Source organism: Bacillus cereus group sp. BfR-BA-01430 (assembly GCF_022663115.1).
Lineage (GTDB): Bacteria > Bacillota > Bacilli > Bacillales > Bacillaceae_G > Bacillus_A > Bacillus_A cereus_BD.
The window spans coordinates 50,522-69,318 of record NZ_JAKUEW010000015.1; the positions used below are offsets into that span (position 1 = coordinate 50,522).

Sequence of the window (18,797 nt, forward strand, 5' to 3'; positions counted from 1 at the left end):
CAATAATCATTCCCCTCTAATTTTATGACCACCTTCATACACATCTTCGGTTACCCCTCCAAAGTGTTCAATTAAAGTATCTACCCCTCTCCAATAACTTTTTACAACGGCTACCGCCTCATCTTCTGAAGAGCAAACTACAATTGCTTCTAAATATTGTTTGCCATTGTATACACATGTTTTATCTTTCGAATATCTACTAATTTCTTTATCCTCTAATTCTCGATGAATCAAAAAACGATTATCACACTCTTTTTCAATTAAATAATTAGTTGAATTTGAAAGATTATTTTCTACACGATTTGGATAGGTCATTTCCCTTATTTCTCTTTCAAAAAAGTAGCTCTCTGTATTTACGATTAATCGTTTCTCTTGTTTTGAGTACCAGGAAAAAACTTTAATCATATCTTCCATATCCGTAATATGCAAAGGGTAGTGACCGCTGCAATATTTCTCCCCATCAGAATCCTCACTCCTTAGGAACAAGCACCAAACTGGTTCTTCTTCACTAGCTCTTGCAATATATCCATAATCCTCTTTATCAGATCCTATCAAATTATTCTCAATAATAAACTCCTCTAATGTACAGTGTTCCAAATTCAAAGCGTTCTTTTCTAAAGGTTTTGGATTTAATACAAATTGATTTTTAAATAAGTAGTCCCTGTCTTTGTATAAATAACCTTCTGTATCTACAATTATTTTTCTATCTTGCTTAGAAAACAAAGAAAATACTTTTATTAAATCTTCTAGATTTATATTATTCAATGGACAGTGCTCACCATAATATTTTTCCCCTTTAGCACCATCACGTTTTAAAAGGAAACACCAAACTGGAACTTCCTCACTATATCTTGCAATATATCCATACGTCTCTGATTTAGATACTCCCAAAGCCATAGAAAAGTATTCCTCTATTGTTTCTATTTCATTATTCTTAGCCATTTATAAGCTCCTTTACCCTGTAGATATTGTATTTTGCTCTATACCTTCTAAATGTCTGTACTTTTATTCAAAAAAGTCTAGCATCTATATGATCTATTCCCCTTGCGAAACAAGGATTTCAAACACTTGTTTCGGGTTATAATATTCTTTGAACAATATCATCCATATAATAGGATTAATACGGACATGTTTTTACTTCCTCTTATTATTTAAATTTTATATTAAAAAAGGAGCAGCATTGATTATGCTACTCCCTGTAAATATCGTAAACATGTGTAAATGTGTATTTGTGTACATTTACACATTTAACGTAAAAATAACATAGCGCTATGCAATCCTTTTACGTTAACAAATCTTAATTTACTTTTCGGTTAATAACTATATTTTTTTATCGCTTCTTCTATTGTTTCAGCAGTTTTTTCTTCTGAGTAATCTAAATAGGCTGGTATTACTTCACCGATTTTTAATACCATTAAATCAAACCTTTTCTCCATACTTTTGTTATAAAAACAATGAGAATAATAAATAGGGATTTCATACAACGTCCAGCCCTTTATATTAAAACCTGTCTCGTGGATATAAGTAATACAGTTGTGAAAACGAATCAGTGAGTCATCTTCACGATTTTTTTTATTGCAATAAACTCCACTTTCAAGACCTTCAAAATGAAAAATATATTCTTCTATTTTCATCTTTATATAGATATTCAAGCTATTTGCTAGTAATTCTTTTGCAATTTGTAGCTTCTCCATTTAAATCTCCACCTTTAAATTTTGTATATAAAAAAGGAGCAGCATTAATTATGCTACTCCCAAAAATATAGTGAACATGTGTAAATATGTATTTATGTATATTTACACATTTCAATTAAGAGAGATAACATAGCGCTATGTTATCCCTTTATCTTTCACGCCCCATTTGACGCATATATGCTATTCTTCTAGCTTGATTCTTCTCTTTATATTCCTGGCACTTTTCTTCTAATGTTGAGAAGTCACAGCAAATTCCCTTTAGAAATTTCTGTTTTTTTGATGGCTTTCCTTGTACAGTTACATCTTTATATACTTTTTCCACTTTATGAGAAAGTCGATCCATATTCTCTTTTAAAAACAAATACTGTTTTAACATCAAATTACCATACTTAGGATCTGTCTCCATTTTTTCTGCTATATCAATTTCTTTACACTCTTTTTCTGGGACTGGAATCATGTTATTGACTAATAAAACTCCAATTCGCTTTTCAGGGTTATCTTTATCGAATAATTTCACACTGACCTGGCTATTAAAGTTTTTATCATTACGTGATGTTAAAGGAACAAAATAATCATGACCATTGATTTTTTCCAATACGCCTACATACGGTCTACTATGCTGTTCATCTTTATTAAAGGGCACTTTATTATCTGTTTCCCTTAGATAGTCTATATATTTAGTTGAAATCGTATAGAATTTAGGATTATCTTTATTAGCCAAATTTCTTCTCCCCCTAAAAACAAAAAAAGTAGGAAGAAAACTCTCCCTACTTTTAAATTTCTTTTTTTGTGCCTACTACGGTAAGGCTACACCAATTTTTTGGTACTCACTACGGTAGAGTTACACCAATTTTTTCGCGCCTACTAAAGTAAGGCTACTCTAATTTTATATTCTTATTATATGCAATTCACTAATAAAAATCAACATTTTTTGAGAATTTTTTATAAAATTATCCTTTTACACTTTTATATTTTTATACTTTTATCTTTCCATTCCACGTTGCTGCAAATAAGCCTGTCTCCCTTGTTCACGTTGTTTCGCCACACGCTTACATTCATCATTCCAATCCCACTTCTGCCCTTCAACTGGCGCTTTAGGGTATTCAGGTTGAAAAGAAACGATACTTCCGTCATTTTTTTCGTATCTAAAATGATTCAATCTTTCTACAAAGTTTTTTCCAGCTTTATCATTATCTACACATAACGAAAGGCTATCAGGAACATCACCAATTCGTTCACAACTCTTCATATAGTAATTAAATACTACTTGTGGTTTAAGTCCTTCCATACTGATCAAATGAGTATCTTTGAGATCGTGTTTATGCAACGAAGCATAGCTCAAAAGATCTATAGATGATTCGAAGAACTTTAAGTTTTTCGGCTCTCCATTTAACACATTAAATCCATAGTTAGCGGTAGAGTTTTTTTGAATCATCTTCCATGTGCCGCGCTTATACTTATCTGATTTTACAACCCCTTGCTCAGAACCGCCCATCACTGCTCCTGTTTCACGATCTTTCCATAGAAACAATACATTATTATACTTATCTTGCTTAATCAGCCCTTTATTATGCAAAGCATCTACAACTTGAGAATCAATTTTCCTATCATTTACCAGGTACTCTTTAGCTCTGTCAAAACGATCTACTTCTTTTTGAGCAAACTGTTCATAGTCATATGGCTCAGTCACAAATGTAACATCTGAAGATTTTTCATAATCTTTTTCCCCATCAAGCAGCCGCTGCATCGCCCCTGGGAAAGAAGCGCCTTCTACTTCCTGAACAAAGTTAATAATATTGCCACTAACACCTCTACTGTTCCAGTAGAACTGATTTTTCTTTCTATCAATGATTAAACTATCATGTTCCACTAAGCGATAATAACGTTCACTGTCGCACTTTACAGGAATATCATTTTGCATGCAATAATCCACGATATCAAGCGATGCAGCTTTTTCAATCTCATCTTTTGTATATTTTTTTGTATTTTTCACTTGTTGTCCCATAAAAAATCCCTCCAATAAAAAAAGACCGTGTTAATCTACACGGCCTTTCTCAACTTTGTTATTTTTTATTTTGCTTGCTATAAAACAACTCACCCCCTTTCACGTTCTAATGAATAAAATTTATGATTCAGCCAAATAATGATTTAAAAGCTTCTATAATTCCTGAAGTCCCAGATTGGAAACTTGTTATTCCATATGAATAAAGCTCATATATAACTACAATCGTACTAGTCATTAAAATCACTTTTTCCGCTATACCGTTATAGCTGTAGTAAATAATGTTAAATCCACTTTGGAACTTTTTATTTGATACTGGCAGCAACCACTTAACACCTTTTTTAGAAAAACTATCTTCCACCAAATGCAGAAAATAACCCGCAAATATGCACATACCGTTCGTAAATGATAAAGGTGTCATACTGACTGCAAATAAAATAGGAATCAGCACAAGCACTAATCCTAAAAGTGAATGCGTGATTCCTCTATGGCCAAATATTGTATTCATTAAGTCTGACACTCCACGTGTTCTTCGGCCGATCCACGAATGCTGTTCATCTATGTCTGGCAATAAAGCCCCAAAACTAACCGCTATAACATTTCCAACCGTAAGGTTGCCTGTTGAAGCTAAAACAGGCAGAGCGACCGCTAGGCTCGTTGTAAGGTGCGTTTTATACTTCATGTGTAATCACATCTCTTTCATTCATTAATAATCTCGACCACCCATTTGTCTCATCATATATTGTTTTCTTGCTTGTTCTCTGTCCTGTGATACATGAGCATGTTCTTCATGATGAACTGTATCTTTTCCAATATATCGTTTCCCAGCACTAGGGTTACTTTTTGCTTCTTTTAACTGCATAGCGCCATATCCTTTCTTAACTGATCCAACCGTTTTAGTGGACTCCATTCGATAAACTTCTGTTTCATCTTCATAATCGTTCGAAATCCCATCTAATGGATTAAAATGAATATCTCCATCTTGATATGTCTTCTCTTCAATATATTGAATCGGTGCAATTCGTTTCTCTTCAACATCTTCATAGCCAATCGTTGTAAAATACACATTTCCATTTTTAATATCTTTTGGATCAACTTTTTCGGGTACAATATAACCTTTCCCTTCTTTATAAAACACTTCTTCATCTTGTTCTAATGGTTTTCCTGTTTTCTCACAATAAATAACTTCATTTTCATCTACAGGATAAAGTCCTTGATATTCAACATCACCATCCATTACGTTTCTATGGGCTTCTGTAATAGAATGATTAATGTGATTAAGAGTGCGAACTACCGAATTATTAAAATCAAAATTAATATCACTATCTTTCACATATTCAGAAATACACTCTACTTTTAAATTATGCTGCCTATCAGTTGAAATCTTTACAATAGGTGTCTCATAAAACTCTGTTTTAATAAGATCTGCCTGATAATAGGGTTCAAGATAATTTTCAATTTCATCTATATCTTTCTGCTCTTGTTCCGTTCCATATCTACTAACTACAGTAGCTAATTCACCTAGATTTAAACGCATATTAGGCAGAATATCTTCTACAACTCGATTATCTTCAGATAACTGAATTTCATACTCCTCCCAATGTCTTTCTAAATTCAATCCTATTTTTTCAAAAACCTCCTGGTTCGCTTTTTGCTGTATAGCTATTACTACTTCAAAGTTATCCATTATTCTCTCTTCTCCTTATTAATTAATTTTTATAATAAAAAGAACACCGATAAGGTGTCCTTTTTATCTCGTCATTTATTAAATAATTTCTCAAATAATGTATATGCTAACGTTCTAACTGTTGCATATACGCCATACGGGCCATTCTTCTTGCTTCCTGGTTATTAGTCGCAGCTCTATCTTCATTTTGTTCGGTTTCTTTAGAAGAAAAATGGCCAATCTTATCCTGTTGGTTCTCACCAATTACAGTAGATTCTACTGCTCTTAGTTTTTCAGGATTAGATTGACCTTTGGTTTGTTCATATTCATTTATTTCTTGCTGCAACGCTTGTTTCACTTCATCCGATAAATATCTCTTTTCATCTAATATTTGCTCATATGGAGACTTATACCCTCCATCTCCTAAATCTAATCGATCCATCGTAATGACTTCCATTCGATTAAAATATTTATCCATTTCTTTTGGTAGAATTAAATGATAGCGAGTTTTTTCATAAGGTACATATCCACCTTTCTTTTTTGCTTCTTTAGATTTAACATCTATTTCCGCAATTCGTTTACTCATCATTGCGTTGGCTTCACCAAAAGGAATTGCTTTATTTTTTTCAAAATCAGCTTCAGACCATTGAATAACAACCATAGGTTTCTTAATTTCATTATGATCTAACGCAATAAAATTCTGCTGATTCACTTTATTAAATCTTTCAATAAATTCTTTATCATTTAATTCTTGAGCATTTTCCACATTATTATAAGAATTATCTCTACTCGCTCTGTCACGCAAATCTCTTACCGTTACAATTTCTTCTTCAATATCCGTTAAAGCGCCATATCGCACTAAATATATGTCCTTTACTTCTCCTTTACTTTGTTCCATATTCTTTTCCATCTCCTTTTGTAATTCTGAAATCTTCTGATCGATTGTGTTAATAAAGCTACTTGCTGTCTCATGGACACGCATGATAGATTTGTCTTTTTCTTCTATATCCTGTCCATTTTTGGTCCACCGAGCAATATAAGGTACTGCTGCTTCACTTGTATCCATTCCATAGTGCTTACAAACAATATAAGATGTTAATTCTGCTTCAAACTCTTTAGTAGGTGTATGCTCTAAAGTATCGACCTTATTACCATGTAACTTTGCATGAGCTAATTCATGTATAGCAACAGACAATTCATTGGTCTCAGTGTTCCTTGTATTCATCACAATCTCAGAATAAGACGAATCCAAAGTTTGAGCATATACGCCATGTGCATTCCCTAATTCGCGAATCAACGCACCTTGCCCCATTGCTTTTATTTTGATATTTTCTTTCTTAGCTAATGCCTGGATACCAATCTTTAATAGCTCTTTATTTTCTTCATTCACTTCAAAGTTGAATTGGCGATTCGGAAATATTTTTGGCAGATCTTCAGGTTTGGCATTTGTTTGTGAGATGTCAAACGCTGTAGCCTTTAAATAATAAGTAGTTTGTTTTTGGACCTTTAGTTCACCATTTTCCACTTGTTTCTTTTGTTCTTCCGTTAATTTGTTCAAAGGAATGACTGCCTTTGTTTTCGGATCTCTTACATATTCTTTTACATAAGGATGGAATACTTTCATTGCTTTTTCACCTTTATTCACATGAAAACCCGCACCCTTAAAAGTTTTATAATTTGCACAAGCATAAGCATTTGTAAATTGTGAATTAATTAATTGCATATTTCTAGGAGAATAATTACTAAACTTGGCCATAAACTCGGCTAACTCTAATAAATCTTTAGTAGAGGTATAATATCTAGTAATATCAGTAAGAACTTTATCCATTATCTCTTTAGTCTCTTCTTTAATTTGCTCTTTTGTCTTAGGTGTATATTTCTTTTTCGTGTAAGTCATTCGCAAATTACCCCTCGTTCTTCATCATATTTTACAAATGGTAAACTATCGTGTTCCGCTGCTCCATCCATGAACTCGGTATAGGCTGCCGCTTCTTCTTCGGAAACTTTTACAATGACTTGTTTATTAAATAAATACTTATTTAGATGAACCTCATTCTTTACTTGATCCACATGTTCAATCATATAAAAATTGTTTTGAGACATATTACACACTACCTTTCTATTATTACAGGGCTAATTTGAAGTATATTTTTTCGTAAGTTTGTTTTCCTTTGCCCCAAGTTATATTCCAATCGTCTAAAGAGCCTGAATAAATTTCTTTAAATTTTAAAATCAGATTATCCATCGAACCTTCTATCACAATTCCAAACCCTTTATCATATGTAGGATCACCCTCATGTTTTTTCCACAGTTCAAATTCTGTAATTCTATATTTTTTAGCAAAATCAATAACCGTTTCTAGTATCCAATTTTCATTTTCTTCTTCAGTTATCTGCTTCTCAAAATCCACCTCAAAGCACTCACCATAATCATCATTACGAATTAGAAAATGATCTTCTCCTTTCTTTATACTCTCTTCTATAATGGTTCTATTTTCTTCGTTACGGCTAAATCTTGTACTCGAAACGATTGAATAATAAACTTTGTTACTCATTTAAAAACCGCCTTCTATATTAGTATTTTATTACTTCATTTATAAATACAGCATAGTTATCGCCCCAACCAATCTGATCAAGGTACTTATTAAACTTCTTCGATTTAAACCATCCCTCATTCGGATTAGGCTTCAACGATTTCGTAGAACACCATTGATAATAAAGATTTTTCACTGCATAATAACGAGCTTTTACTACTCTCTCAAAAATAGAACTATTGCCATATCCATTTTCTTTTTCAACATTATAAAGTAAATAATAAACTTCATATCCATTCGCTTCGCCTAATATCTCTCCTGTTTCTTTATCCTTTAAATAAAACGTTTCATCTATACAAGCCGCTTTGCTATTAGGAAAATCATCATTAATTTCTTGTTTTAGTTTTTCACTAATTTCATTTTGAAACACAACCCATTTCTCTCTATTCAAAATCATATTCCACTCCAAAGGAGTGACCAATAATACGTTTTCCGTTTGAATATTATTCTTTTCCATTGCTATCACCTCAACTATTTTTTATAAACTAAAAAAGCAGATGCACATATCACACCTACTTTTTAAAACTAATATTCCATTTCTTGTTGTCTCGCAATACGTTGTTGCACAATCTCATACTCTCTTTCTGCCCGCCACTTTGTTAAATCATCGTTCAATACTGCTTCAATATTTCGTACATCCTTCCTTCGAATTAATGGCGGCTTGTATTTAGAATATGTAGTGTTCTCTCTTCTTTTTTCTGACCGCCCCCTTTCATATTTCTTTTTTATCTGTTCATGTTTTTTCTGAAATTGATACAATGGATTCTCTTCATATGGTTTCTTTTTCTTTAATTCTTTTAGTAAGGAATTACCCATACGTTTATACATATCTTTCATTTGATTCTTAGCATAATCTTTATCTTCCCGACCTGATTCCCCATATAATTCTTTTTGAAAATCAGATTCTTTCTCCACCGCTTCTTTATATTCTTTATAAATAGGATTATCTTTCATTAACAATTCTGTTAACTCATCGATTTTATCCCTGGTCTCTTTCGGCATCTTTTTACTACCATAAGCCCAATCTTTTTTATTACTTGGCAAACCTTCATATATCTCTTGTAGTAAAACCAACTTTCTATCTTGTTTCTTTTCTTTTGATTGCTGGAACTGTTCTTTCACTTCCTGCACTAAATCATTCCTTAAATTTGAAATCCGACTTAATTCACTGGTCCGATCTACCAAGGAATTTGCAAAAGTAGTTTTCATATTATCTAATGTTCGTTGCTTTCGTTTCCCTTTCGGTTCATAATACGTTTTTCCGTTCACTTCTTTCTTTACAACTTTCCTTCTATTTTCTTTTTCCACAGTACCAAAATGAATGTGGATATGATCTGTATTCCGATGTATAGATGCAAACCAAAACCCATTACTTTCTTCAATTTGTTCATCTTTAAATAACTGTTGCATCATTTTATGACTAGCAATTCGGATACGATTTTCATCTAAAGTATCCGTTTCAGGATCATAAAGTTTGTTTTTTACTAAAAAATCTGTATCAAACGAAATAACATCTTGATAGTAAACCGAACCGCTATTTTGAGATTTCTCCATCAATTCTTTAATATCTGTTAAGTCATTTTGCGTAATCACATTTTTATCTTTCGAAAAAACGCCAGGTAAAATTTGTCCTGCTTCATTTTCAAACTCCTGGTTTTCAAACTCCTGGTCATCTTCACTTTGTTCAGGAGATAGATCTTCTATATGTTTATTTAGTAGATTTAGTTCTTCTTCTTCAGTTTTCGTCATTTTCTTTTTACTTTCTAGTGCATACTTTCTACCCATATAACTAACATATTTCACAAAATCAGACTCTGTATTAAAACTTTCAGGAGATGTCAAAATCGCTTTTGCTTCTCCTTCTTTTTTTGAAATGTCTCTCTTTCCTTTGCTAAAAGACACACTGTCCATTTCAAAAGAATCAATAGCAAACTCAAGACGTTTTAACTCTTGTAATTCTGTAACCGTTAAAGTATGGCCATCCTTCAAGAGCGCTTGCTTCCTCGTGCAATAATCAATATACGTTGTAAAACTTTTTTGTTTTGGAATTGTATATTGAGACGTTAAGATAATACCTGGTGACTTCCCCATAAATTAATTCTCCTTCTAATTATTTCAATTCATTTAATCTATGTTCAGGTATTTGTTCCCACTCCAATTCCACATACATGTACTTCCCAAATTTCCATATTTTTTTATGCGGTTTATTATTAACAAGAGTAATTTCATCATCATCCTTAATCATTGGTAACTTTTGTTCCGTAGTAGATGATACTTTTATTCCTCTCTGTACTTCCTGTTCTTTTTGCAATGTCTCTTCTTTCCTTGATTCCATCGGCAAACGGTTTGAAGTTCGATAGAACTTCCCTTCCGATTTTCTTGTCACAGCTGCCGCAATTTCTTTTTTAACGTCCTGCTGCATTTCTTCTATACTCAAATCACTTCCTGATCGTGAGATAAGTTCTATATTTAATTTAATTAACACATCCATTTGTTGCTTCATTGTATTAACTGATTTCGTTAAATTTTTTACTTCTTTTTTCAAAATTGATAGATTATCCTCACCTTTATCTTCACGCATTTTTTCATCTAGCAGTACTACTGCATGTCGTAATACATCTGCTTCTCTTGAATACTCAGGGTACTGCTTTTGAAAATCTTGTACGATATTAACATGAATCTGATTTCCCCTAAATTGAAATAACTTTTCATATGCCATTTAAAACACCACCATTCTTATCCTTCATGTAGTTTTACCATCGATGCAACAAGCTCATTTGTTACATCGATATATTCTTGCAACTTGTTCTCTTGCCTTTCTAACGTCACAATAACATTACCAATCGCTTCATCAAATTTATCTTCTTTATTTCTTTTATATTCCCCATCAAAGTGTTCTCTAAAAATTTCATTAATGTATTCCCCACGATAGTAACGTCTTCCTAATTTCTCGCCAATTTGTCTACACCTTTTATCTATTTCTTTTACATAATACGGATCGACATTTCGAACATGAATGTCCATTTTTTGCTTCCTCCCGTCATTTAAATAGTACAGTAAGATCACACTTCCAATAACAAGACATTAAGTAAAAGAAAGAGCATAAGGAAACCGAATCCCACTTTCTAAAAAAAGTGGTGAAATAGGCTGTGCCTATTGGGTTTCTAAAGCTCTCTAACTGGTACGCCTTTTTTTAGTTTGTATGCGTTTGGTATGCGTTTTTGGGTATTTTGTATGCGTTTGGTATGTGCATGTATGTGTTTTGTATGCGTCTAAAATTCACCTTTTTAGACCGTTTTTTTCTTTTCATTTAACAATTTAATTTTCTTTTCTTTCATTTTAATTTCTTCTTTTAAGTCATTAATATCTTTTTGATGCTTATTAATGATTGATGTATTTGAGTTTATTATGTTTTGTGTTTTCGTTTTTTCCACTTCAGTTTGGAAGTTCATTTCTTTTGTTAATTTTTCATTTTTTATGTTTAATTGCTTAATAGCAGAATTTTTTTCTGCAATTTTTTGTTCCATATCTTTAATTTCTTTGGCAATTTCTTTTTGAGAAAACGCAAGGTATTCTACCTCATAAAAATCTTTCGACTCTTCTTTTAAGTCTTTATTAATCATTTTTTCTTTCTCTAAAACATACGTTTTAAAACTTCTATCTTTTAAATCATTCGCATTCACTTGCAATTCCGGATGAATATACTCAGGTTTTACAACTGAAGATACAACACCAAATCCTTCAGGAACATTCTCACTAATTACGACGATGTAGTTGTCACTTGCACGATACACTTTCGTTTTTACATCATTATCTTTTTGTTTAATGTACTTATTTTCTACTTTATATTTCATATTACTTAATATTTGCGGATCATTATCTGACTTTAATGCATAATCAATTCGAAGTATTTTATTTACTGGATTATATTCTTTTTTTGCAACTGATAATTTCACTAATGGCGTAATACTTTGATATTCACCAGGCTTCATTTCTTCAAATTTATATGTAGCACCGCTAAATACTGGCGAAATACAAAGTACAAAAAACATTGTCACAAAACTTCCCAGAGTTAATAAATATGCTTTTCTTTTTGTATTCGCTGGTTTTCTGCCTTCTTTACTTCCAAAAAACTTCAAACGCATACTTCTTCCTCTCCCTTTTGAAAAACTTGAACTTGTACTTTTACTAGTGGACAAATATTTTTTAACTTATAATTTGTATACTTCTTTTTACCTTGTCGATTAATTTGACATTCACGAACAAGCAGCCACTCAAATTTATTACCTGGGTTGTAATCAAACCAATCAATTGCTATTTCTTGATAATCATTTTTCCTTTTTCGCAATTTAATGATTATATATTTTCCTTCTTTCGAATAATCGTAGTTCGATTTTAATTCACTCAAAAGCATGACATGTAACTCCCTTCTATACAAAATTGACCTTCCAATTTACAAATTAAAATCCCCTGCTTAACATATTCTCTTATGCAGGGGATTTTTCATTATTTGATGTATACTTATCTGCTTAAACGATACGGACTATAATCTACTACTTTAATTTCGTTTCCTTTCTTTTCTAATGTAACCTTCATTAAACTTTTAATCTTTGTTTGTTTATTTTCTAACCCTTCAATCGTGTAATCGACATCAATTAAAACGTTACATTTGTTAGAAATGTCACCAACTGAATCAATAAAAAGTTCGGTTTGATTAATAGTAGATTTAAAGTTAGGATCTCCTATATCTTCTGTTTCAGGTGCTACCATATCTACTACTTTTTTATCTGTCATTTTTAACAAATTGTTTCTTCTCTCGTTCTTATTTTTTACCGAGTAATTTAAATAAGCCTGAATAAATTGGTTGGATACATCTTTATATTGTTTTTGTAAATCTATTACAGATACCGTTTTTTCTTTATTTGAATCAGTAGAATTTGTATCAACTTTTGTATTTAATCGTTCCATCTCTGCTTTTAATTTATCAATCGTTTTATCTTTTTTAGCAATATCAACTTGATATTTTTTATCTTTCTTATCGAATTCTTGCATTGCGTTATAAGTAAGAACTCCATTAAAAATAAGTGATACACTTAATACTCCTGTTAAAACTTTTGATAACATATTCATTTATTCTGCACTCCATTCCTATTTTTATCTTGGAACTCTTCTAATACCTGCGTAATGTTGTTGCCAGTATGATGAAGTAAATTGATGGTATCCTATACCACTACTATTTGAATCATACATTGTATTTGCGTCAATATAGATACCCACGTGACTAACATGATTCGGTCCACCATATGTACCTCGGAAGAAAACTAAGTCACCTGGTTGTGCATCTTTCGGATCTACTTCTACAGTAAAATCATATTGTGTTGCTGCTGATATTGGAATTGTAATTCCTGCTGTTTTATACGCCCAATATGTTAAACCGCTGCAATCAAATCCTTGTGAGGCACTCTTTCCACCCCATACATAAGGATTACCGTTATACTTTAATACTTCATCCATCATTACCTTAAATGTCTCTGATCCATTTACAGGTGCAGTATCAAAACTCAAATATTGCTTAACCATTTCCGCATAAAAAAAGTTACCGCCATTGATATAGCGATAACCACCATTATATGCAACTGCTACAGGCTGACTATATTTAATTGTTGTTCCATTAGTATTACCACCAGCAGGTGCAACAACTGTTTTGGAATACAAATCAGCCGTTTCTAAAGAATGTTTTTTATTATTTGCAGCTAACCATTTTACATAATTTCGTCCAAAATTATACCCTTGAACAATTGCTGATAAATCATTAATCCCTAATTCTTTTGCATCAGAAAACACGCCTTTCAAGTGCATTACGCCATAATAAATAGAGTCTTTAGGATTCGAAATTGTGTTCATTGGCCACCCTTGTGATTCGGAGGACTGCATAATATCAGGTAGTCTTTCTGAGAGCCCGTTACTTTCTACCATGATGATTCCTAACACATAAGGAACTAACTCCGGTACTCCCTGAGCTGCACATTCTTTTTCAACCATCTCTTTCCAACGCATTACTTCCGGCGGTAAATTCTTCACCGATGCAGTACCATTTATACCACCACTTGTTGAAGTACTTGTTGAACTTCCTCCTCCAAATATCGCTATTAATATGATTAGAGAAATAATGGCTGTCGCAAGGATTAATATTCCTGTTGAACCACTTAATAAACTAGCTATTTTCTTTCCATTTTTGACTTTCTTATACTTATCTATTACATCTTCTTGTACACTTGCCATATTACTGACCACCCCGGAAACGTTCTAATTGTTTTTCATCAGGATCAAACATAACGTTATAAGTCTCAGTAGAACTAACTTGCACAATTGCTTCTCCTCGTTTTAATTCAGGTAAAATACGAAACTCTGATTCTGTTAAACTTTCTCCTAAAACACTTTTTAAAGTCTCTAATACCGAGTTATCCATATTTAAAAATATCTTATACTGCGTTAATTCAAAGATTGCTTTCATATCCGATACATCCACATTACTTCCTGGTGGTGGTAACATCTCTTGCGGCGATTGTGTAGCAAAGAAGATTCCAGCAAAAAACTTTCGCATTTCCCTTTCAAACTCCAAAACATATTTGTTAGCAAATTTATTTTCAGAGTTGATAACATTATGACACTCATCTAAAAACACCATAAAGTAAGTAAGGTTCTCAAAAGAATAGTTCTTTTCTTCTCTTAAGTATTTCATTCTACGTCCATTTTTAAGAGCATGACTCCAAATGAGAGTTAATGCAGTGAACAATTGACAATTAAAAACGGGTTTATCTATTTTTGAAATACCATCTATATCAAAGAAAACAATTTTTTCATCTTCGAAATTTTCAAGTGTTGTGTGTCCATTAAAAATATCACCATACGCGATAACCATGTCACGCACCTGTACTCGTAATGTTTCTAAATCTCGAAGTCTTTGTGCTGTTGCTCCCTTTTCAAGTTCAACTTTATCAAGGTATGCCATGAATTCTTCCATAATTGGATATTCTTCAGGAGGTAGTCCTGTTATTTTTAATGGCTCATTGCTCCCGCGTTTTGGATGTAAACCATAATCAATATAAAATTCTAAAAGATAATTACGAAACTCTTTCACAGCCGTTTCTGAAATATCTACACTTAGAAAACGAAGCATATTGGTTAACTTGGATAAGTGCTGCAAGAACGATCCTTTTTCATCAACTTCTCCTGTATCCTCAATGATAATTGTTGCAAATACTTCTAAAGGATTAATCATTCCTGTTTCAACAATCCCATTACTCTTCGATCCACTTAAATCAATAATTTTTCCGCCTTGCTGTTGTACAATCGTGTAATAATCTTTTGCTTTATCAAAACCCCTAATAAAACAATCCTTTGCTAACAGTCCTTCTAGTAACTGTTTTAATAAAGTAGATTTACCTGCACCCATCTTTCCGAAAACGAATCCACTAAAAGATGTCCTTGTATCAGTTGAGAAAAATGGATCTAATATAAACGCTCCACCTGTACTTGTTTGCCCTAAATAAATCCCTCTTGGATCTTTTAGGGCTTGATGATGAAATGGTATACCGAATCCAATATTTTCTGATGGTAACGGTCTACCTGCGCTTGTTCCTAAATATTCAATTTGTTGATCATAACTTGCAAACAATGATTGCCATTCTTCTTTTTGTTTAAAAATATATACCTGACCTTTATAATTTTGCCCTGCAATTTCTTTTTTCAAATCACCGATTCTTTTTTCTAATTGCTCAAGTACTGGATCATAAATAAAAATGCGTAATTTTACCAACTTTACAATTTCACCTTGCTGCGTAATAGACCTTGCAAAACCTTTTAGATTTTCCAGCTCCCAATTTGCATCATCACGATCAGTAGCACGACGTTCAGTTTCTGTTCTGTCTCTTAATTCCGCAATCGAACGGTTAATATCTTTAATAACCTCTTCTTTATTTGCAGTCGCAACATCAAAGCTTGCAAGTGTATCTTTGTTATTCATAAGAGATGTAAGCCATAGGGGAGCAATGTCTTCAGCTAAAGAATACACATGTAAACAAGCAACATAGCAATCTCCTTGCGCAATATATCTTTCATTAAACTTCATACCACCTTGCGGCTGCACTCTCTGTATAAATTCTAAATCGTATCCTGCATTTCGATATTTTTGTTGTTCCTTCTTCCCTAGTTTCACCATTAGTACCACTCCTTTTACATCTCTGAGTTCATGTTTTGCATCTTAAAGATTAACTTTTCTACTTCTTTTGCTTTCATGTTTTGCAAGTCAAATTGACGACCGCCATAGCGCTTCATGTCTTTTACATTCTTTACTAATTCTTTTTCATTTTTTCCGTATACAACAAAGAAAAACGCCAATTCTTTTAAATTCTTTTCTACCCAAAGCACGCGATGTAAATTTTCAACTGCTAACAAGTACCTTTGATACCACACAATCTCTTTCTCTTTTGTCACCCCCTCTCGGTTCATCCTCCCCTGAAAACGTACCGCCATACGTTTCCAGTAAACCTGCTGCTCTGTTGTTTCTGTAGAGTATGTTAGTGATAAAACTTTAAAAGGTTCATGGTATACACGACACAAATGAGTCAGTTGATTCATAAAACGTCTTAAATCATCCTCATTCATAGAGTACAAATCAGTTGTTTTCACCTTTAAATACACTTGCAAAACATCTCTACGATCAACCAAAATACCTGTTTTTTTATCCAATCGCTTATAAGGTGACACTTCTAATATCGGTGCATCTGTATTTTTAAACGATGCAAAAATTGTTGAAATAAAACCTTGCTTCTCATTACTTCCTTCTAAGCGTTTCTTTTTCTTCATTTTTTTTGGCTCAGTTGTTGCAACCTTCATATCCATCTTTCCTTTCATAAGATATAAAAAAGAGAGTGCTTACAAGCACTCCCTTTTGGATTTCTATTTTTTTGCTGTTTCACTACTAATCGTATTTACTTCAATTGGATGATATTTTTTATCGTCTTGTTTCAGCATATCTAAGATAACCACTATATTTCGATTTGTAGGACTGTTATGTGGTTTAATACATAAAAATAATCCAAAAGTCACAAACAACACATAAAACATAATCCTACCAAATCCACCAACTGGAACAAACTTTGGCATATAACCTGCTATAATTGCCATCAATCCAACAATTCCTGCATCAATAAGATAGAAAAAAGCTATTTTAATTTCTTGCTTTGTATTTTTTGGATTACGCATCATTTCCATTACTCATCACTCCCTTTATTACGTTATAAATTTTATTTCCCCCCTTATTGCTATGAGACTCATACTCTCTTATCGTACTTTTAATAAATAGGTTCATAGTTTCAAACATTTTTCTGTCGTTTTCCATACGTTCCTTTATAAAAAGTGGATACTTTTCAAACTTAGCATAATATTGTTTTACTGGATGTTCCTCAGGATAACATTCAATATTATATTCATAATCACGCAAATCATAATAATCACCCACACCTTTAGGATTTAAAATGTGTAAGGATAAAAGTGACTTATAAATTATCTCCTTTGCTTCTACAGAGTGATTCAATTCATTAGATAAATATTTTTCTGCATAACTCGGAAATTTGTCTACACAAAACTCAAATACTTCTTCTTCCTTTGTTGTAAACACTATCCTTTGTGTTCTTTTATAATTTTTCCAACGTATGATTGTGTAAATAGTTCCTCTTACGAAGCAATATACCCACATTGCTATTTGTAAAACCCATATCCCCACCATTAATACAAATAAAATCCCAATAATCCATTTCACTAAAGTATGATCTATAGACCATAAAAACCATTGCTTAATAAAGGGCTTGTCATATATTAACCAACTTAATAAGACAGGTTTTACTATATTGCGCAGAAAAGGATCACAATCAAAGAAGATATGCTCTGAAGGATCTAATTGCATATCTCTCCAAAGCCCTCCATGATAGGCAATAAAACATAATATATATACTACAAATGAAAATGTTGTTGTAAAGATAATTTGCATTACAAATTGATTATTTAGTATTTCTATTAGAAACTCTTTCATTAAAATTTCTCCCCCAAAAATCTTTATCTATATACTCCGCATTCATCACTGTAACCCACTCAATCTCTTTTTTCCTTTTCCCTTTCAACATTCTAAAAATTCCTTTCAAAAAAGTTGCGATTATGCTTATCACAATCGCAACTCCTAACATACAAATAGCAAATAACCAATTTTCCATATTATTATAAACTCTGCTCTCTATTTAATTTTGAATACTCTTTAGACAACTTATTATTAGAATACAAATTGTAAGAAAAATAGATTAAAAGGAAAAAAGTAAAGATGTAATGATATAAATGACCTAACTCAAAACTTAATTGAAAAACTAATATAGCCACAGCGACTATAAAGCCAGCTACTGTTATACATAAACTATACTGTAATTCTCGTTGCTTCATTTCAAAATAGACCCTTCTTCTACCTGCAACATCAATTACTTTCAACCTAATCCCTCCTCATATTAGTTTCTCCGTAATCGATCTGTTCTATTACGCGTACTACCTCTTTGTCTTAAACCTGATTTCCTTACTTCTTTTACATTATCTTGAACATTTACTTCTCGTTGTACTGTTGTCCCACTTACACTCACATTTCCACTACTTACTGAACCATTGGTTTTCACATTATCCTGAACATTTACTTCTCGTTGTACTGTTGTTCCACTTATGTTCACATTTCCACTACTTACTGAACCATTGCTTTTCACATTATCCTGAACATTCACTTCTCGTTGTACTGTTGTTCCACTT

Annotated in this window: 24 protein-coding genes; all 24 read right to left on the minus strand. The window is 32.4% G+C overall.

Annotated features, from left to right (window positions below):
* Window positions 1-6: 6 nt before the first annotated feature.
* On the minus strand, window positions 7-942 hold the full coding sequence (locus MR058_RS19270) for a hypothetical protein (RefSeq protein ID WP_094396514.1): 936 nt from the start codon (window positions 940-942) through the stop codon (window positions 7-9).
* Between the two features lie 371 nt (window positions 943-1,313).
* Window positions 1,314-1,694, minus strand: coding sequence for a hypothetical protein (locus MR058_RS19275; protein ID WP_094374043.1), 381 nt, complete (start codon window positions 1,692-1,694; stop codon window positions 1,314-1,316).
* A 148-nt stretch (window positions 1,695-1,842) separates the two neighbouring features.
* Window positions 1,843-2,415: a type III toxin-antitoxin system ToxN/AbiQ family toxin gene (locus MR058_RS19280; RefSeq protein WP_094374045.1), complete on the minus strand. Its 573-nt coding sequence runs from the start codon at window positions 2,413-2,415 to the stop codon at window positions 1,843-1,845.
* A 261-nt stretch (window positions 2,416-2,676) separates the two neighbouring features.
* Window positions 2,677-3,699, minus strand: a complete 1,023-nt coding sequence (locus tag MR058_RS19285) for a DUF3991 and TOPRIM domain-containing protein (protein WP_094374047.1) — start codon at window positions 3,697-3,699, stop codon at window positions 2,677-2,679.
* A 127-nt stretch (window positions 3,700-3,826) separates the two neighbouring features.
* Entirely contained in the window at window positions 3,827-4,378 is a 552-nt protein-coding gene (locus MR058_RS19290; protein ID WP_094374049.1) for a metal-dependent hydrolase, read from the minus strand.
* Between the two features lie 24 nt (window positions 4,379-4,402).
* Window positions 4,403-5,383: a hypothetical protein gene (locus MR058_RS19295; protein ID WP_094374051.1), complete on the minus strand. Its 981-nt coding sequence runs from the start codon at window positions 5,381-5,383 to the stop codon at window positions 4,403-4,405.
* Between the two features lie 106 nt (window positions 5,384-5,489).
* Window positions 5,490-7,259, minus strand: a complete 1,770-nt coding sequence (locus MR058_RS19300) for an LPD25 domain-containing protein (protein ID WP_162533114.1) — start codon at window positions 7,257-7,259, stop codon at window positions 5,490-5,492.
* Window positions 7,256-7,465 carry a DUF5511 family protein gene (locus tag MR058_RS19305; protein ID WP_094374055.1) on the minus strand — a complete coding sequence of 70 codons (210 nt, stop codon included), beginning with the start codon at window positions 7,463-7,465 and terminating at the stop codon, window positions 7,256-7,258. The genes MR058_RS19300 and MR058_RS19305 overlap by 4 nt, the downstream gene beginning before the upstream one ends.
* Window positions 7,466-7,487: 22 nt before the next feature.
* Window positions 7,488-7,916, minus strand: a complete 429-nt coding sequence (locus MR058_RS19310; protein ID WP_094374057.1) for a DUF5514 family protein — start codon at window positions 7,914-7,916, stop codon at window positions 7,488-7,490.
* 19 nt (window positions 7,917-7,935) lie between these two features.
* Window positions 7,936-8,412 (minus strand): hypothetical protein, encoded by a 477-nt coding sequence (locus MR058_RS19315; protein ID WP_094374059.1) that lies wholly within the window; start codon window positions 8,410-8,412, stop codon window positions 7,936-7,938.
* Window positions 8,413-8,480: 68 nt separating this feature from the next.
* Window positions 8,481-10,046 carry a MobP2 family relaxase gene (gene mobP2, locus MR058_RS19320; protein WP_094374061.1) on the minus strand — a complete coding sequence of 522 codons (1,566 nt, stop codon included), beginning with the start codon at window positions 10,044-10,046 and terminating at the stop codon, window positions 8,481-8,483.
* Between the two features lie 19 nt (window positions 10,047-10,065).
* A complete protein-coding gene (locus tag MR058_RS19325) occupies window positions 10,066-10,674 on the minus strand; it encodes a hypothetical protein (RefSeq protein ID WP_094374063.1) in 609 nt (202 codons plus the stop codon).
* A 17-nt stretch (window positions 10,675-10,691) separates the two neighbouring features.
* A complete protein-coding gene (locus MR058_RS19330) occupies window positions 10,692-10,979 on the minus strand; it encodes a hypothetical protein (protein ID WP_094374065.1) in 288 nt (95 codons plus the stop codon).
* Between the two features lie 263 nt (window positions 10,980-11,242).
* Window positions 11,243-12,100 carry a hypothetical protein gene (locus MR058_RS19335; RefSeq protein ID WP_094374067.1) on the minus strand — a complete coding sequence of 286 codons (858 nt, stop codon included), beginning with the start codon at window positions 12,098-12,100 and terminating at the stop codon, window positions 11,243-11,245.
* On the minus strand, window positions 12,091-12,369 hold the full coding sequence (locus tag MR058_RS19340) for a DUF5513 family protein (protein WP_094374069.1): 279 nt from the start codon (window positions 12,367-12,369) through the stop codon (window positions 12,091-12,093). Before MR058_RS19340 ends, MR058_RS19335 begins: the two co-directional genes overlap by 10 nt.
* 107 nt (window positions 12,370-12,476) lie before the next feature.
* Complete coding sequence (locus tag MR058_RS19345; RefSeq protein WP_094374071.1) at window positions 12,477-13,085, minus strand: hypothetical protein; 609 nt, start codon at window positions 13,083-13,085, stop codon at window positions 12,477-12,479.
* A gap of 24 nt (window positions 13,086-13,109) precedes the next feature.
* Window positions 13,110-14,237, minus strand: coding sequence for a bifunctional lytic transglycosylase/C40 family peptidase (locus tag MR058_RS19350; RefSeq protein WP_094374073.1), 1,128 nt, complete (start codon window positions 14,235-14,237; stop codon window positions 13,110-13,112).
* Between the two features lies 1 nt (window position 14,238).
* Window positions 14,239-16,176 (minus strand): VirB4 family type IV secretion system protein, encoded by a 1,938-nt coding sequence (locus tag MR058_RS19355; protein ID WP_094374075.1) that lies wholly within the window; start codon window positions 16,174-16,176, stop codon window positions 14,239-14,241.
* 14 nt (window positions 16,177-16,190) lie between these two features.
* Window positions 16,191-16,853, minus strand: a complete 663-nt coding sequence (locus tag MR058_RS19360; protein WP_162533115.1) for a hypothetical protein — start codon at window positions 16,851-16,853, stop codon at window positions 16,191-16,193.
* A 63-nt stretch (window positions 16,854-16,916) separates the two neighbouring features.
* Window positions 16,917-17,231 (minus strand): DUF5592 family protein, encoded by a 315-nt coding sequence (locus MR058_RS19365; RefSeq protein ID WP_094374077.1) that lies wholly within the window; start codon window positions 17,229-17,231, stop codon window positions 16,917-16,919.
* The gene (locus tag MR058_RS19370; RefSeq protein ID WP_094374078.1) at window positions 17,215-18,048 is read right to left on the minus strand and encodes a hypothetical protein; all 834 of its coding nucleotides are present in this window, start codon (window positions 18,046-18,048) and stop codon (window positions 17,215-17,217) included. The genes MR058_RS19365 and MR058_RS19370 overlap by 17 nt, the downstream gene beginning before the upstream one ends.
* Entirely contained in the window at window positions 18,017-18,226 is a 210-nt protein-coding gene (locus MR058_RS19375) for a hypothetical protein (protein WP_094374080.1), read from the minus strand. Before MR058_RS19375 ends, MR058_RS19370 begins: the two co-directional genes overlap by 32 nt.
* A 4-nt stretch (window positions 18,227-18,230) precedes the next feature.
* A complete protein-coding gene (locus MR058_RS19380) occupies window positions 18,231-18,491 on the minus strand; it encodes a hypothetical protein (protein ID WP_094374082.1) in 261 nt (86 codons plus the stop codon).
* 17 nt (window positions 18,492-18,508) lie between these two features.
* On the minus strand, window positions 18,509-18,797 hold a 289-nt coding region (locus MR058_RS19385), incomplete at its 5' end, for a hypothetical protein (protein ID WP_242145431.1).